We start from the raw sequence: 16,909 nt of genomic DNA, 5'->3' as shown, positions 1-16,909 counted from the left end.
ATTTCCAGCTTGTAGGCTCCCTGTTGTCTCTATCTGAGAGCAAATCAACGGCTTTGCCACTTCTGCGGCCTAACGTTCCTGAACAAAGAAAAGATCCGGTCCTCGTAGCATTTCGAGGCAATATCGATCAGCTGCTCAATGCCGTGAGACTGCCGAGAGTACCTCCTTCGAGAGCTAGGGGCGCTGGCGGAGTTCATGTCTAGTACCGTCCGGGCGTTCCTTATTCGCTGGCAGGTCAGGCCCCAATCCCGTGCGACTTGCTCGGAGCCAGAAGCATCCGCAGAAGACGCCTCCACGCCCGGCGAGATCATCCCGGAATGGTGGCGAAATCATCTCGCAGGCCGCAGCGCGTCGGTACACGCGCGGGAGATCGTCGGAATTCGCAGTTTCGCTGCCATGGGATGTTGGGCGCATCGAAACGAAGAACTCGGGGACCCCCAGCGCAAGCGCGTTCTTCAGTCACTTTGAGGGTGATAGATGAGATAAACGACGTGGCCGGATCCCAAGATCGCGTTACTTTGCCTGCTCCTCAACTCGGCCGTGTAGAGCTCACCGTTTATGGTGAACTCTATCCGCCGGTTCTGCGGGGTCGGAAGTAGGTTCCACGTGTTCAGTATGTACAACATGCCGCTGTGCGAGACCTCTCGGCCCCGCCCTTGATTGTCCCAGCGCCTGTGGTTCCAATCGTCGCCGAGAAAAGGTCCGATATCCGGTAACTCCGCTCGGCAGCGATAGGCCCCTGATGATCCGGGAGACGACGAGCCGGCGCCCCGCACCGGCTGAGCATGGTCACTCAACTCGGACCGTGTGATTGGATTGAGATCAACCAGTGATTCAACACTGCCATAAACGTCTGAGGGAGCGCTGGCTGACGACGATGACGCAGGCTCCTGGAGCGGCTGACGGGATCTTTGGACTTCACTCATCTGGCTAGCACGCGGGTGATGGATGAGTTGAACGTCGCTGCGTCCTCCCGGTCCCAACGTGGCCGAGTAAAGCTGACGCTCGATGGTGAACTGTGTTGGGCCGAACTGATTCGGCAAGAGACCGACGTTACCGAGTATGTCGATCAGGGCGTCCGAGGCAGGTTGGGAACGGTGGCTCCAGTTGTCGACCATATGTCCGATTTCCGCTAGCTCTTGAGGGGGCAATGATGGCCCGATGAACGACGGTGGTCTGGCGATACCACGCGCCGGCGCAGAGTGCGCATCGTCACGCAACTCAGACACTGTGGGCGCATTCGGATCAGGCACTGGCTCAAGGCCGCCGTAGATATTTGACGGCGCAGCCCTGGCAGACGACGATGGCTCGGGTTGTTGCACCTGTTCCCTAAGCCAGTCCCAATAGCTGGGCTGCGAGCCACGGTACGGCGTGGACGATGTCGGAGTGGGTTCTTGCATCTGCTCTCTGAACCAATCCCAAGCTCCCGTGCTCGGGGTAGCCGGCGTTGCCGGAAGCTCCTGATACGAACTGGGCTGCAGGCCACGGTGTGGTGTGGACGATGGAGTGGGTTCTTGCATCACTTCCGTAAACAAATCCCACGCTCCCGCGCTCGGGGTGGCTGGCGTTGCCGGAAGCTCCTGATACGAGCTGGGCTGCAGGCCACGGTGTGGTGTGGACGATGGAGTGGGTTCTTGCATCACTTCCGTAAACAAATCCCACGCTCCCGCGCTCGGGGTGGCTGGCGTTGCCGGAAGCTCCTGATACGAGCTGGGCTGCAAGCCACGGTGTGGTGCGGACGATGACGGAGCTGGTTCTTGCATCACTTCCCTAAACCAATCCCACGCTCCCTCGCTCGGGGTAGCGGACGTTGCCGCAAGCTCCTGAAGCGAGCTCGGCTGCGGAGCGCCTTGCCCGGCGAGCGAGCCCGCTTGTTCCGGTGGACCCAACCCCAGCGCTCGGTTCGCCTCGACAGCTTGTTGATATTGCCGGAGCCTTGGCAACGCCGTCCTGAGAAGATTGCGCAAGCGAACGTCATCGCCCGCAAACTCGTCGGCCTCGGCACGTAAAGCCTCTAGATTCTCAACTCGACCGGTGATTGAGGCCTTCTGTGTCGCCTGAAGCCAGGCGCTGAACTGGCGAAGTGCCCACAGGTTCACGCCGATTTTCGGGGCCACCTCGTTGAATTCGAGAAAAAGCGCCTCGTCATCCGCGCTGGGGGAAACTTCCTGAGGCGGGAACGGCTGCGGCGCGTTGGCGCGTTGTCGGTAGTCCTGAAGAAGATTCCACGCGCGTGGAAACTCTCTAAGATACGAGCCCTTCCCAGAGTTAATATAGCGGTCTCGCTCCTCGGGGCCAGCCTGAGTAATGCTCACCCCGCGTTTGTTGAGCCACCTACCGAAGCTGTTAAGAGCCCTACGGTACTCCTGCATGGTTACCGCCGCAAAGCCGCGCTTAACGCCATCGTCAGACGCAGCGTTGATGAGCGCCTCGTCCTCGGGGACAAGAGCCTCGACCCGCGGGCCGCCCCGCGGCAACGTCATCACCGACGCTCCGACTGCGGTGACGGGAGCCTCAACCGGCCGGCCGCCCCGCGTCAACGTTGTCACCGGCGCTCCGACTGTGAATTGCTCGAGCCTTGTCAACGCTGCCTCGATACGAGCGGCCAAGCGAACATCATTGGCCGCAAACTCGTTCCCCTCGGCACCCAATGCCTGAAGATTCTCTAGTTGGCTGCTGATTGGTGGCTTCTGCTTCGCCTGACGCCAGGCGCTGAAGTTGCGCAGTACCTCTAGATCCCTTCGGATCGTGCGATCGCTTGGTCCGCTTTTCTTGGCTTCCTCGCGGATTGTGCCATCGCTGGCTCGGCTTTTCTTTGATGCCTCGCGGAATCTAGAAAAAAGCTCCTCGTCCGGGCCATCGTTCTCGCGGCTTCGCTTGGACGGCACTTCAGTCGAACGGCCGAAGGGAGTATGGGATATGTCTACGCTTTGGCGCGTGCTGCTGAATGAGTGGCCCTGAATGGGCGCCACCTGCATCGAATCGCCGACATCAGTGCGCCGAATCGCTTCACCTCCGTCTGCGGTTTGCCCATCAGGCGAACCCGCTTCTGCGGAGCTCTCATAAAACGCACTGTGTTGCAGCTCGCTCAGCTGCTGCTCAAACCTCGCTTGCTGGCTCGTATTGCCCGGTTCTTGCTCCTGCTGCTGCAGCGTGGCGTTGTACGCCTGAAACTCACCAGGGCTGAATGGGTTGATGTTGTTGCGGTCCACTCTAATCGTCCTTGAGAATGTCGATTGTGCGCAAATCCGCCAGCTCAGCTCGGACGTGTGCACGGCTCAATGCGAGGGAGGTTTCAACAGCAAAGCTCGTTGTCCAATCGAAAACAGCAACAAGAAATTGGCGCAGCTGCAAGCTGATCCTCCGATTACATCGAGCCCATCCGACTACACGGAGAACCGCGCGCTGCCACGTTCATTCCATTTGCGCTCGCTAGGCGGCCTCGCCCTCGAGAATCCGGTTCTCATTTTAGGATGGTTAGCTTTCTAAAAGCTGACGAGTTCTCAGGATGATTCAATTGTGTGGTTCTGCGTCGTCTGCACTGAAGAGCCATGACAGCGAAAGAACGGTTTACCCGCGACGAGCCAATCCTACTCGACGATGGGCCAATGCGCGATTATCTCGCGCGGGTGACGGCAGCTCGCTTCATCGATCATGCTCCGTCACCAATGGGCGCACCAACTAAGTGTCACGTCCTTGAAGGCACCATCGGCGCATCATTAGCGCGCCGATGCCGATGGCGGTTTGGGCAAAACTGGCTGGTATCACCCGGTCCGAACCATCCCAGGCGAGCACACTGCCGACAGATGGACCTGTATTGCTCCGATATATTGCAGAGAGAGTGTCTGGAGGACGGGCGCGCCCACTCGCCTGTGCTATTGCATGGTGAACTTCCGATACCGGCAGAATCGATGCCGATCTATCGACGACTGAGGAGGCAGCGTCTTGAATCGAAGCGAGGCCACCTGAACAAAAGTCTACTCAAACTGGCTCTGCTCGCCGATAATTGCCGGCTGACAGAGCCCGGAAACAGACCTTCGGTAGGATTCAGAGAGATCGGCGTAGCGCCTAACATGATATGGTGTCGTTGGTATGGCGCCGATGAGATAAGAATTGATGGTCAGCACCGTAAAGAGACCAGCTGACCGTAAGCTGACGAACACGCGAGCCATGAGGCCATTTAAAGATCACGTTTTGGCTTCCAATTTGGGCGAAGCCTTAATACTTGTTCTCAGGCCGAAGGGACTTGGGAATGCTAAGCCGACGCACGATCCTGAAGATTTTGAACCGAGTTGCGAGCGCAGGAGTTTTCCTTTCCACCGGGGCACTCGCGGCCTTTGGGGCTCAGCTTTCGCTGCCTTCGGCACCTTATAACTACACGGTTCTGGATCAGGACCTGTCTGCCGCACTGCTGGAATTCGGTAACAACCTCAGTATCAGAGTAAGCGTCAGCGCCGAAGTGAAGGGTCGGATTCGCGGGCGCATGCCAGATCTGCCACCGCGCGAGTTCCTCGACCGTTTGACCAATCTCTACAATCTTCAATGGTACTACGACGGGCTCGTGCTGTATGTAACTGCTGCAAGCGAGGCGCAAAGTCGTCTGCTTGTGTTGAAGCCGATCAGCTTCGATGCATTCAAAGCGGCCCTCGATGCACTCAACATCTCCGACGAGCGCTATCTTGTGAGACCGGCACCAGGGGATGGCCTCGTCCTGGTTTCTGGTCCACCACGTTTCGTCGCGCTCTTGGACCAGACGCTCAACGGCCTTGTAGCGGAGGCGCAGACGCGGCCGCACGCTGCCGTCGAAAAGCAGTCGCGGGAATCGGTCCTGAAGTTATTTCGTGGCTCCTCAACCACGGTCGTTCGCGACGGACGACCGGAAGCCCCCTATTCTTCTGACGCGCCGCGTCAGGACAGCATCGTGCGTGAGCCTGCGCCGGGCCAGAGATGAAATTTAGAATGCGCGGCAGCTTTCGGCGGAGGTCAATGCCGTCTCCATTGGCTCATTGCGAATCCTTTTGACGCTCGTCAGCTTCTCGAAAGCTAACTCTCTTAGCATGAGAGAGCGGATGTCTAAACGGCGATGCCGCCTATCCATCGTAATGGAGATGCACGTCGGGCACCCGATGCTCTGCCGGCAGCTCGGAGGCTGCACTCCACACGAGCCTTCGAAATGTTCTCTGGAGGTCGCAATGCAAATGGCCTTCGTCGAACTATGGCTCGAGCCAAACTTTCAAAGAGGAACAGGATGGATTTCAACTCAATCAGCCCAACGAACACAAGCCCGCAGCCCGATTCACCATCACCGCCCGCGGGCCCAGCGGGCTTTGAGCACCAGCTGCGCGAGTTCGAAGATGTGCTCCGCCACCTGCTGCGGGGTCTCCCGTGCAGCAGGGCGAAGCCTACTCGCCATATCTGGACGCCGGGCATCCCTATTCGCAATATTTGGAGTCGGGGCATCCCTATTCATCACTGTTGGATTGGGACGATGATCTATATGCGCCGGCTGCGCCCTCCCCCGGGCCATTGGTGGCCGCCAGAGAAAGCTCTCCGCAGCCCGGCTCGCAGCAGCCGATTCCTCAAGCCATCGCGGAACTCCCAGAGTTTGATCCTGATCTGATTTGGCAGAATGTGGAAACCGGGCCATCGCAGGCTGGACCATCGCAAGCTGGACCGTCTCAGGCCGGACCTTCGCAAGCCGGGCCGTCCTCGTCCGCCGGGGCTGCGCTGTTGGAACTCACAAATTTCATTCCCGAAAACGAGCGTCTCATAGCCGACCACTGGGTCTTCTTTCCCCATACGGCCTCGGATGCCCAGATCAACATACTAAGGAGGGCCGGCCTCTTGCCTAGCAATACCTCCCGGACCATAACTTTCACCATGCTGGGTATGCCCCACACAGCCGAATTTCGACAAGAGGGGTTCGTTCGTATCAAACCGTCGATGGACGCAGGCCTTTGGCCTGGATAATCGCAGGGCGACGCGCCCACCGGGTAAGCATTCCATCGCCCAGCCCGCGGAGCGGACATACTCGCGCCGCCAGCAGACCTTCGCGACGTCGCCGACGGCGGGAGCACTTGGCGACGTCCTTTCTGGCCAGCGTCGACTATCTTGGCCATCTTGGCCTCCCGCCAAGATGAGTGTACTCAATCGATTAGTTATGCGTCCTTTCAGAGAATTGGTCAGGCATTGGCGGCTCAACGGAATACCAAGAGTCCACGACCGAGCCGCAGGATCCGTGCCCACGTCACTGTATCGTCTCGGCCGTGCGAAGCTTAGAGCGACGAGCGAGCATCTTCGGTCTAACTTGTATGGGCCTGCAGGAACGTGCCTCATCGTTCCATGCTGTGCTTTTCCCTCGAACCTCAGATGGCGGCTCGAATTTAACCGACCATGCCGGCGTGAGCACTTGCTCGATGCGCCGAGTGTGGCACCGACACGACCATAGTCGAAATGAGTGACCCCGTGTGGCGTACGGCAAGAATTCGCTGCTATTGACGACATCGCCGCGACCCAACCCAACCGTCCCTTGAAACAGGCCAGCGTGTGGCCGTGCGGGCCAACGCAGGGTCCGATGACGAAGACGTCGGGAACTGCTTTGAGTTTTGCGCTCACGACAATGCCGGAAGCGGCAAGACAGGTGTGTACCGTCCGAGGCAGCGCCCCCGGTATCCAATGCGAGCCAAAAAACGCAGTGCTCTCTCTGCCAGTTTTGGCCGATCTGACCTCCAGCCAGGAACACAGGGGTGTCGACGACTCACCGTAAATCGACCGACATAAGGATCACTAAACGATCACCGGCCGTCGCCGGCTCCGACGTGCCCGCCGATATATCCTCTCGTCCGGCTCCGACAGTGCCGTTCGGACCTTTACTGCCGGCCCGAGATCCGTTGCATTGACGGCACCGCTTGCCACGACCGCAGCTATCGCGGCCCCCAAAAAAGAAGCTCAAATCGCATGTCACCTCACGAACACAAAGTTAATTTGGTGTTGCCGGCGTTGCGGCTGATGGCGCGTCGCCTGGCTGTGCTGCCGCTGGCGGCGGCGTCGTGGGCGATGGCGTGGTGGTCGACCGGGTTGCGGCCAGTGGGGAGCGGCCGACCATGACGGTGAGCAGACCCTGGCCCCACAGCCGCTGCGCCGCCTTCCTGGCATCCTCCAGCGTCACCGCATCGACGAGCGCGCTATGCTTCTCGATATAATCGATCGGCAGCTTGTCGAGCTGATACTGCAGCAGCGCCCGCGCAAGGTTTGACGAGGTATCGAGCGCCAGCATCTGCGAGCCCTTCAGGTACGACTTGGCGTTATCGAGTTCCTGTTCGGTCGGGCCTTCCTCAGCCATGCGACGGACCTGCTTCTCGACCTCCTCGACCGTCTCGCTGGCGCGATCGGCCCGGGTGCCCGTATTGCCGACAAACACGGCGGAATGATCCATCCACAGGAGCGTCTCATGGACGGAATAGGCTAGCCCGCGCTTCTCGCGGACTTCGCGGAATAGCCGCGACGACAGCCCGCCGCCACCGAGAATTTGGTTGACGACATAGGCGGCCATGAAATCCGGCTCGCTGCGGCGGACGCCAGCACCGCCGAAGGTCACGACCGTTTGCGGCACGTCGAGCGGAATGAAGACGCACTGCGGCGCCTTTACCGCGATCACATCGGCTACCTGTGTCAACTCCGCCTTGGCCGGCAGGCTACCAAACGTCTTGTCGAGCAGTCTAGCAAGCGTCTCTGGATCGACGTCACCCACCACCGCGATCTTGAGCGTGTCCTTTGCGATCACGCGGCGGACGTAGTCCTTCAAATCGGCGACGTCGATCTTCGGCACGCTCTCGACGGTGCCTCCGGCCTGGCGGGCATAAGGATGATCGTCGAAGGCGACTTCGAGGAATTTGCGATTGGCGAGCGTTGAAGGATTGGTGGAGTCACGCCGAAGGTTCGCGAGCACCGCGGCGCGGATCCGTTCGACATCGGGCGCATCAAAATGCGGCGAGGTCAGCGCCATCCGCAGCAAATCGAAAGCCTCGTCCTTGTTGTCCTTGAGCATGCGCAAGGAGCCGCGGAACTGGTCGTGCCTCGAGGTAAAGCTCAGCTTAATGGCGCGGCGGTCGAGCCGCTCGTGAAAGGTCTCGAAGTCGAGATCGCCGGCTCCTTCATCGAGCAGGCTGGCAACCATGTGGCCGACGCCGGGCTTGTCGGTAGGGTCCTGGGTCGCTCCGCCGGCGAAGGCATATTCCATCGCGATCAGCGGGACGGTGGCGTCCTGCACGAACCAGGCTTCGATACCGCCGGGCGAGACCAGGCGCTGAATCCTGGTCGCGGCAAACAATGGTGCAGAGCCGAGCGTGGCTATCGCGAGCGAGGCCCCACCGAGGACGGCACGGCGTGTGAAGGAATAGGTCACGAACGCTTCTCCTCGCATTTGGGCGCAGACTCCTTGATGAGATAGCCCGTTACCGAACGTTTCTTGTCGAGCCATCCCTGCGCGGCCTTGCGCACCTGCTCGGCCGTGACGGCGCGGATGCTGTCAGGCCAACTTCGGATATCGTCAACGCTGAGCCCCGTCGTGAGCCCGCGGCCGTACAGGACCGCAAGCATTACCTGATCGTCCTGAGCGTAGATCGCTTGCGCAATCAGCTGGGTCTTGACGCGCTCGAGATCCTCGGCGCGTGCGGGATTTTGCGCGAGGTCGGCGATCACCTTGTCGATGGCGTCCTCGATCTCGACGAAGTGGACGCCGGGTTTCGGCGTGGCCGAAATCATGAATTGCGAGGGATCGAGCGAGGTGCCGTGGTAGCTCGCGCCAGTGCTGATGGCGAGCTGCTTGTCGATGACCAGCACACGGTAGAGATAGGAGTTGGTGCCGCCGCCCATCACTTGGGCGAGCACGTCGAGCGCAGGGCTCTCGCCTGCGGCCGCGGTCGAAGACGATGGCACGAGATAAGAACGGCGCCAGGTGGGCTGCTCGACGCGGGGATCGGAGAGCGTCACGGTGCGGGGTGCCGCGGGCGTCGGCTCCTGTGGCCGCACGCGCTTCGCGGGGATCGCGGGCTGCGCAGGAATGTCGCCAAAATTCTTTTCCACCATCGGGCGGATTTCCTTTGGATCGACGTCGCCCGCGATGATCAGGATCGCGTTGTTCGGCGCGTAGAAGCGCTTGTAAAACGCGAGCGCGTCCTCGCGGTCGAGCTTCTCGAGCTCCTGGCGCCAGCCGAGATTGGGGCGGCCGTAGGGGTGGTTGAGGTAAAGCGCCGCCCTGATCTGCTCGGTGAACCGCCTATCGGGATTATTGGCGACGCTCTTATTGAATTCCTCCAGCACGACGTCGCGCTCGGACAGCACGTTCTCGTCTTTGAGAATGAGACCGGTCATCCGGTCCGCCTCGAGTTCCATCATTCTAGCCAGCTGCTCGCGCGGCACGCGCTGGAAATAGCTGGTGTAGTCCATCGAGGTGATGGCGTTCTGCTTGCCGCCGACGCGCAGCACGGTCCGGGAGAATTCGCCGGGCGGATGCTTGGCTGTGCCCTTGAACATCAGGTGTTCGAAGAAATGCGCAAGCCCCGATTTGCCGGGCGCGTCGTCGGCGGAGCCGACCTTATACCATATCATCTGCGTCACGATCGGCGTACGATGATCGGGGATCACCACCACCTGCAGGCCGTTCGCGAGCGTGAAGCTTGCTGGTCGTTCCGATGTGACTGTGATCTGGGTAAGCACGTTTCTTTTTTCAGGAACGTCCCAGAGGCTAGGATTGCTGCTATTATCCTTTTTGTATTCGACTTTGTATTCGACCGCCAGCGCGGTGGGCGTCGTCAAGGCCATTGCCACAGTGGCCGCTCCTAGCACCTTGGTTGTCATGGAACTCCAATTCTTCATCCCATCGCCTTTGGTCACATCGAGATTCAGATTCTGCAACGGCCGATCCCGACAAAGCAGAGAGCCGCACGCCGTTGGCAAATAAGGGAGCAAAAGCCGGGCCACTCGCCCAATGCTTCCGCGCACGGACAGCTGCGCGGGCAGCTGGACGCAAAACGAAGCGCCGCGCGTTCTTTCTCTCCGAAAGCCAAAGCCCGCACTTGTTTAGTATCTGCCAAATGTTGCGAACACGACATTGCACACGAACGCGCACGCCAGCTCGCCGCCTCGCGCTTGCCTAAATCCTGCGACGCCACATACTGAAGCCTTGATCTCGCTCCAGAGCACTGCTCCGCCGTTCGTGGCCGCGCCGGCGTCCGCCAAGAAACATACAAAGCGTGTCGAGGCGCTGCCGCACCAGGAGTACCCGGCCGCGCTTCGACGCCATGAGGTTGATGATCTGGCCATTTCCTCGATCCACTGATCCGAAATGTCCTAGGCGGCTACGCGACAAGAAGATCATGTGGAAGGTTTCAGGCCCGGCGAATTGATGCACCGCTTTCCTGGTCCTCGCACCGCACCTTGAGTTTAATCAGCTCGCCTTCCAGCACCGGCCGCTGCGCCGTTCAAGTGCTACTTCAGCGACCTGCAAGATCAGGTGCTCGCATCGCATCGAGGATTTCACGTTCGGGCTCCTCGGCATCACAAACCTACTGGCTGTCCCCGGCAATGACGACGAGCGCGCCACTCATTCTTTGCTCGACCGTGCTCCACCGGTTCACGCAGCGTGTCGGCCTCCATCGTTTTCTTCCCCCACAACTTACGTAGGTGCTTGAGCGCCTCAGCCAGGTCGGACGCCCCCTCCTGGCGGCCACTGCCGAGAGCTGCCGTCCTGAAGGAGCTCTTCTAATGAAGCAGGCTTTTCGGATTGCCGCCGTGCTAGCGTCCACCGAGACCGTCTTGCCCCACCTCAAAACTCTTCTCTGGCCAGCACTAGCTCTTCTTTGGCAGACCCCGACGCCGCACCTGACGGAAGCATCGATGCGGTCTCCAAGGCTCATCATGAAACGACCTGAGCCTCGTCAGCTTCTCGAAAGCTAACGCTGCTAGGATGAGAGAGTGGGTTATCTACAGGCGGTATTACGAACATGAACGCAGGTGCACCCGATATCGGAGCAACGGGAAGCAATAACGGCGCGACTTTTGATGGAACCGAGGGGGCCGAAGAAGCCAACTCACAAGCCGCGCAACAACGCAAAGCTTTCGAAACGGCTCTTGGCATGATGGCAATGCGAATCGTCAGCGATGCGCAGGCCGATCTAGACTCTGCCATGGACGACACAGAAGAGAATGTTTGAATCGGCCCCGCCAACGAGCGGCGAACCGTTTATCCAAACAACGGTAGGAGATAGGAAGGAGAGGAGCTTCTCCGCAGCTGGAGGATGCGCACCTCAATGGTGCTGGTCGTTCAGATCGGTTGCGGTAAGGTCGGCGTGACAGTCCTTCTTGTCGTTCCGGACCACTCCGGTCATCCGTATCTGGTCGCCCAAAACATCTGGCTCACATACCGAACGGACGCGCCTCGCGTCAGCAATCGCCATTTACAAACTTGCACGTCATAAGGTGTCTTATACGGGTGAGAGACCGAACAGGATTTTCTCTCCTCGCGCGCTGCGTAGCGGCTGGGACGCGCCTAACGACTCGGCGCGTCGCCCTTGGCCGTAAACCCGATACATCGCGCATTCCTGCCGCGTGGTGCTCGCCGCCATAGCGCACCCGGCCGCCGAAGCGTGTCCCTCTTGTCAATCAATCGATCTTACAATGGAACTACTGGCAGAAGCTGTGCAACCTCGACCTGAGGTTGGACCAGCTCTCGCTGGTCGAGAACGCCCCCTCGTCCAGTCATGCCTTCGTTGCAGAATGTACCGGCAGAGATATGACAGCCAGATCATCGAAAGCGTGAAAGCGCGCATGAAACATGGGTACCCCAAGCGAGGCGCTGCCCGCTCGCGCTGAGGAGCATGGGAAAGCGGGCGACAGCGCCCGCTCCCTTTTTTGAACTGTGCTCAGATCTGCCTCACCCGGCGGCCTGCTCGTTGGCGTCAATGCTCGCCTGATTGACCTGCCATCCGGATCTATCGACCCACCCTTGACCTTGCTCATATATCGTCTGTGCACCATCCGACGTCAGCTGATCGAGGGTTTGGCCAGCATTGGACTGCGTCACCTTCAGATTGTTGGCACCATCCTTGTCGTCACCGAGGCCCTCGACAACCATAGCGTTGTCGCCATTCGTGATGGTGAGCTTGGACGAAATGGTCTTTCCTTTGCCGTAGTCGACCGTATCCACGGTGATCTTCGTGCCATCATCGAGTTGCAGGGTCATGCCTTTCTTGAAATCAAAGTCGTCCTTGCCGTCTCCGTTAGCATCGAAGTGAGGATCGCCATGAATCTTCGAGACATGCCCGGTTTCATTGTTGCGAACGGTCCAGGTGCCGTCCTTCTCGTCGGCGGTGATTGTATACTTATCGCCAAGGTGAATCGTTGCCTTGCCGTCATGGACCTCATGCGACCACACCGGATTAGTTTTCGGTGGCGGGCTCTGGTTAACCGCAACTGGGGTCATCGACACAGGCGGGGGAGGAGGAACGAAAACTGGAGTATAGTAGTACGATGGAGTAGCCAGCGGCTGAGGAGTGTACTGGGACTGAGAGCCGGCGCCCGGGGCGCGCCCCTCTTCACCAGCATCGATACTCGCCTGGTCCACCTCGCGCCCGGCGCCGTCGACCCACCCCTGACCTTGCTCATGGATCGTTTGTGAACCATCTGATGTCAGCGCATCGAGAGTGAGGCCAGCGTTTGACTGCGTCACCTTAAGATTGTTGGCACCATCCTTATCATCACCGAGCCCCTCGACAACCATGGCGTTGCTGCCATTCGTGATGGTGAGCTTCGAAGAAATGCTCTTGCCGTTGCCGTAGTCGGCCGTATCCACGGTGATCTTCGTGCCATCATCGAGTTGCAGGGTCATGCCTTTCTTGAAATCGAAGTCGTCCTTGCCGTCTCCATTAGCATCGACATGAGGATCGCCATGAATCTTCGAGACATGGCCGGTTTCGTTGTTGCGAACGGTCCAGGTGCCGTCCTTCTCGTCCGTCGTAATTGTATACTTATCGCCAAGGTGGATCGTGGCTTTGCCGTCATGGACCTCATGCGTCCACACCGGATCAATTGAGGACGACGCGCTTTGGTTCTGGGCGATCGACGCGAACTGGGGAGGCGGCGGCGGGGCGAGAAGGGTTGGAGCAACGTAGGCTGGACTGAGTACGGCGGGAGCGACAACGACCGGACTATTTACCGGCAGGTACTGGTAGGCCCCCACCGGGACGCCGGCAGCGCCGGCGTACTGCCCCAATGCGACGTTGAACATTGGAACAGCGGGCACGCCTTCAGGCACGAGCCCTACCGCCGGATTGAAACCGCCCACCACGGGAAAATACGGCATTTTCATTCACTCCTATTGCATTGAAGGAAGCGACAGACTGCGAGGACGACCCACACAATCAACTTGGCACGTTGCGCCGAGGCCGTTCAAAAACCAATCCCACGTCATGACCAGCAGCAGGCGCCCTCGCGTTTCTTGTTGCAGGTGACAACAGCCTTGATCGGCGGACCATTCTCTTACCCCTTGCCTGCGGCAATTCGGGCCTCTCACGTCGAGCGTAGCCAAGTCGCAGGAAGTTTATCCGGAGTACCTGTCGAAAAGCTGACGATAAGATAATCGCCCACATCGGCTTTCCGATCACCTGAATGTTGAGAGCATGTGATCGCGTGAATGGCTCTTCATGATGAGCGCCGGAACAACGACATCTTCGGACGCGCGGCCGTCGAGCGTCCACGCTCTCTGAAGGACGCCAGCCGAGCCTCTCGCGTGAATGCTCGAGGCGGTCTTTAGGCGCCTTGGCCGGCCAATATTCGGGAACAGACACCTCTTCAAAGTAGTTTCGCTCAAATTGTTGGGAGGCCCGGCACTTGCACACAACCGCCGCGGTTCGCTTTGTTGATCCGCTTGATTGCTCGACGGAAAATGGGCGCTACACCGTCCACCTGCCTACTTTGACCGGCAAATATCGACATACGCCGCGACCGGCGATATTTCGAGGACGTTGCCGAGGGCGTTGCGAAGCACCAGGCGATCCAGCTTGCAGTCAACTGCTCTTCCTTGGGCCCGACACCTGGCACAACTCCACTCTCGCGGCGCGCTTCAGCAATTGCTCGGAGCACTCGACATTGAGGTGCAAACCTGCGTGCGCGCGCCAACATTGGCAAAAAATAGCCGAGAGTACCGACACATTCTCCGCGAGAGAAAAATCGGGCCACCTCGACTCATTCCGCGGACTTTGTGAGACTCGTCAGCTTCTCGAAAGGTAATCCTCCTAGGATGAGAGTGCTGATCTCTAGGCGATGAGTCGTCGATTGAGCTTAGTAGAGATGAACACAGGAGAATGCGATGATTGGAGAAATGATCGGAAGCGCGGCCGGTGGATGGCTCGGTGGACCGTCGGGAGCGGCGATTGGTTCCGCTGTCGGTGGAGCACTCGACCAAGCTTTCGAGAAGGTTATCCACAAATTGGAGCCTGAGAAGGCTGATGCTGACAAGGTCGCCAAGGACAATGGCCCTGCCGCAGGAGGCGCCCCCCAGTGTAACCACGGCAACGGCGAATTGACTCTCTTGAATGGCGCACCAGGCGCGCATGTAATGATTTCATTTCCTGCCGTCGTCACGCCAGCTGGTTAGGCGTGAGGCAGGTCATCAGTAGCAGTCACTTCGAAACAGAAAGGTGAGTCGATATGGTTTCTCCAGTTGGTGGTTCCCCCGCTGCGTCTGAAGTCGCGACGAATCAGCAAACCGGTGCTACCGGGGCTGGCGATTTCGCGGCGCAGCTCGCCGAGCTCGAGCGAGTCAGCAAGCAAGCTCAGGCCAACAGCATCGTGATGCGCAGAATTACGACCGAGCTCTCGTCCGAAAAGAAGGTTGCCGACGAGCGCGTGAGTTAGCGCTGCAAGAGGGGCTCGCGGCCGCTCTTTTCGCGTGCTGGATGCTCTCTACAGCCTGACGAATTCGGAACCAGCCGTACGGCAACGCCGTACGGCTTCTCGTTGCTCAGGAGACTCTGCGTGAATGAACCCGCCTCCGTTCATTTCGAAGTGCTATCAGGGCTCTATTCCGGGGTGACCGGTGAAGCGCCCGTCGGAACGAGCCTTATCGGAAGTAGCCTTGATGCCGATATCGTCTTCGTCGAACAGGGGCTCGAGCCCAATCACTTCCGTCTCACGCCCCTGCACGATTCGATGGAGATCGAGGCCCTAGCAGCCGGAGTCAGCATAGAAGAAAACGGAGATATTGCCGTAGGCAAACGGGCTGTTATTTCTCTTCCTGCCGTCGTTCATGCGGGCATGATGTCCATTCGCTGCACACAGGATTCGGGACAAGGATCAATCGGCCTGTCGCGTGTCTCGATAATAGCAGCCGCCTTGGTCTTGTTGGGCTCCGTCGGGATCGCCACTCTTGCAATCAGCTTTCTCTTTGACGGCAGTGCCGGTGCGCTGAGCCCCGATGCGCCCCCTGTCGCCGCACTTCCACCCAAGCTGACGCTCAATGGTCCTGATGATCGCCCCCTCCATGCGGCCGCCGAACAGCTGCAAGAGGAGGTTAACAAAGCGGGACTTCTCAACATCAAAATCGGTCCTGGGCCAGGCGTGGTCAGCGCCGAGGGCACAGTGACACCTGCGACAGTCAGTAAATGGCAGGAGGTTCAGCAATGGTTCGATCAGCATACAAACGGGTCGCTGACACTCGTAAATGGAGTGACCGTGAAGGAGGATAAGCCGCCCTCCTCAATTGCTGTCCAGGCGGTGTGGCGCGGAGCCCACCCCTATCTTCTTATTGGTGGGCAAAAGTACTTCGTGGGCGCGCTGTTGAACGATGGATGGACGGTTGATCGAATCGAAGCGGGACGCGTACTGCTCAGCCGGAATGGACGGCTTGCTGCTCTCCCCTATTAGAGCTCCACCGCCGAGGAAAGGAGATCGTCATGACCAAGTTGCCCCAGCATCCTGTCGGACTTGGCACCTCTTCGCAAAGGCTCAACACCCACGACCATGAGCCAGCGAACAAGCCGGCCCTGCCGCAAGTCCATAATTTAGAGATCCACGGCACCGATGGCGGTGGCGAGAAGAGGCACGGGTCGGTTTGGCCGGATACCGAGGCGCCGGATCTGCCAATCGAGGCCGCGCTTGACGTCAACGATATCGATGCCGTGTCGCGTGTCAGTCTCAACGAGAGGCGCGTACGGATAGCTGAGATCGATCCCCGTGCAGCACTCGCTTCACTTTATGGCCGCAACCTCGCAACTGGCCTGCTCTCCTTCGTGACACCACGCCTGCGTGACCCGGACGTGCTGCGAGCAGAGAAGCATAGTGTTCTTCTGGAGCGCTTGGCCGATAGGCTACGGGCCGGACCGGAGGATTCGGCGCGTGAAGGGACCGACGCCCTGCAGCAGGAGCTCCGCCGGCTCATCCTGCTCCGGCAGAACCAGAACAGCTTGATTGGGAGCTAGCATGATCGACTCGGGCGGAGCGCAGTTCGCCAGTCCACCGCCGTCGGCCGATGATTCCAAAACCGGCGATGTCTTGCCAATCTCCGGGCAGGAGCGCGATTTGGTCTGCGCAATATCCTTCGTCCACCTTGCGTGTGGACAGAGCGCACGAGCTCTCGCTCTGTTGCAGCTCATTGCCCATGACGATTCGCAAGACGTCGACCTGCTTCGCATTCTTACCTATGCTCTCATTTCGGAGGGCTTTGGCGATGAAGCACTTGCGGTGCTTGATAGACTAGACACGCTTGACGACGAGCCCTCCTCGCGTCTGCCTTTGACGCTTCTCCGCAGTCACGCGCTACGACGGGCCGGCCGTATGGACGAGGCGCGGGCAGTCTTCCAAGACTATGTGTCCTTGCGTGGCAGGACAGCCCCAACGCAACAACAATAAGAAG

General features: G+C 59.3%; 11 protein-coding genes. 7 read left to right on the top strand and 4 right to left on the bottom strand.

Annotated elements, in window-relative coordinates; genetic code table 11:
* Nucleotides 1-455: 455 nt before the first annotated feature.
* Nucleotides 456-3,275 carry a hypothetical protein gene (locus YUO_RS44070; protein WP_156908837.1) on the bottom strand — a complete coding sequence of 940 codons (2,820 nt, stop codon included), beginning with the start codon at nt 3,273-3,275 and terminating at the stop codon, nt 456-458.
* Between the two features lie 977 nt (nt 3,276-4,252).
* On the opposite strand from YUO_RS44070, the gene YUO_RS0130805 reads away from it, so the two are divergent.
* On the top strand, nt 4,253-4,951 hold the full coding sequence (locus tag YUO_RS0130805; protein WP_028350684.1) for a secretin N-terminal domain-containing protein: 699 nt from the start codon (nt 4,253-4,255) through the stop codon (nt 4,949-4,951).
* A 2,028-nt stretch (nt 4,952-6,979) separates the two neighbouring features.
* Here YUO_RS0130805 and YUO_RS42305 read toward each other — a convergent pair.
* Both YUO_RS42305 and YUO_RS0130785 read right to left on the bottom strand, forming a co-directional pair.
* On the bottom strand, nt 6,980-8,404 hold the full coding sequence (locus YUO_RS42305) for a M16 family metallopeptidase (RefSeq protein ID WP_051379727.1): 1,425 nt from the start codon (nt 8,402-8,404) through the stop codon (nt 6,980-6,982).
* Nucleotides 8,401-9,858: a M16 family metallopeptidase gene (locus YUO_RS0130785; RefSeq protein ID WP_235782886.1), complete on the bottom strand. Its 1,458-nt coding sequence runs from the start codon at nt 9,856-9,858 to the stop codon at nt 8,401-8,403. Before YUO_RS0130785 ends, YUO_RS42305 begins: the two co-directional genes overlap by 4 nt.
* Nucleotides 9,859-11,003: 1,145 nt before the next feature.
* On the opposite strand from YUO_RS0130785, the gene YUO_RS0130775 reads away from it, so the two are divergent.
* On the top strand, nt 11,004-11,213 hold the full coding sequence (locus YUO_RS0130775; RefSeq protein WP_028350681.1) for a hypothetical protein: 210 nt from the start codon (nt 11,004-11,006) through the stop codon (nt 11,211-11,213).
* 719 nt (nt 11,214-11,932) lie between these two features.
* Here YUO_RS0130775 and YUO_RS0130765 read toward each other — a convergent pair.
* Nucleotides 11,933-13,360, bottom strand: coding sequence for a DUF1521 domain-containing protein (locus tag YUO_RS0130765; protein ID WP_028350680.1), 1,428 nt, complete (start codon nt 13,358-13,360; stop codon nt 11,933-11,935).
* Between the two features lie 1,005 nt (nt 13,361-14,365).
* On the opposite strand from YUO_RS0130765, the gene YUO_RS0130760 reads away from it, so the two are divergent.
* The 5 genes from YUO_RS0130760 to YUO_RS47335 all read left to right on the top strand — a co-directional run bounded on the left by YUO_RS0130760 (nt 14,366) and on the right by YUO_RS47335 (nt 16,905).
* The gene (locus YUO_RS0130760) at nt 14,366-14,653 is read left to right on the top strand and encodes a hypothetical protein (protein ID WP_028350679.1); all 288 of its coding nucleotides are present in this window, start codon (nt 14,366-14,368) and stop codon (nt 14,651-14,653) included.
* A gap of 53 nt (nt 14,654-14,706) precedes the next feature.
* Nucleotides 14,707-14,913, top strand: coding sequence for a hypothetical protein (locus YUO_RS0130755; protein ID WP_028350678.1), 207 nt, complete (start codon nt 14,707-14,709; stop codon nt 14,911-14,913).
* A gap of 120 nt (nt 14,914-15,033) precedes the next feature.
* On the top strand, nt 15,034-15,921 hold the full coding sequence (locus tag YUO_RS0130750; protein ID WP_028350677.1) for a SctD/MshK family protein: 888 nt from the start codon (nt 15,034-15,036) through the stop codon (nt 15,919-15,921).
* Nucleotides 15,922-15,950: 29 nt separating this feature from the next.
* On the top strand, nt 15,951-16,475 hold the full coding sequence (locus tag YUO_RS0130745) for a hypothetical protein (protein ID WP_028350676.1): 525 nt from the start codon (nt 15,951-15,953) through the stop codon (nt 16,473-16,475).
* Between the two features lies 1 nt (nt 16,476).
* Nucleotides 16,477-16,905: a tetratricopeptide repeat protein gene (locus YUO_RS47335; RefSeq protein ID WP_028350675.1), complete on the top strand. Its 429-nt coding sequence runs from the start codon at nt 16,477-16,479 to the stop codon at nt 16,903-16,905.
* Nucleotides 16,906-16,909: the final 4 nt, after the last annotated feature.

It is taken from the genome of Bradyrhizobium murdochi (genome assembly GCF_000472965.1).
GTDB classification, from domain to species: Bacteria; Pseudomonadota; Alphaproteobacteria; order Rhizobiales; family Xanthobacteraceae; genus Bradyrhizobium; species Bradyrhizobium murdochi.
The sequence above is the reverse complement of the archived record's forward strand: the minus strand, read 5'-3'. Positions and strand labels throughout refer to the sequence as shown.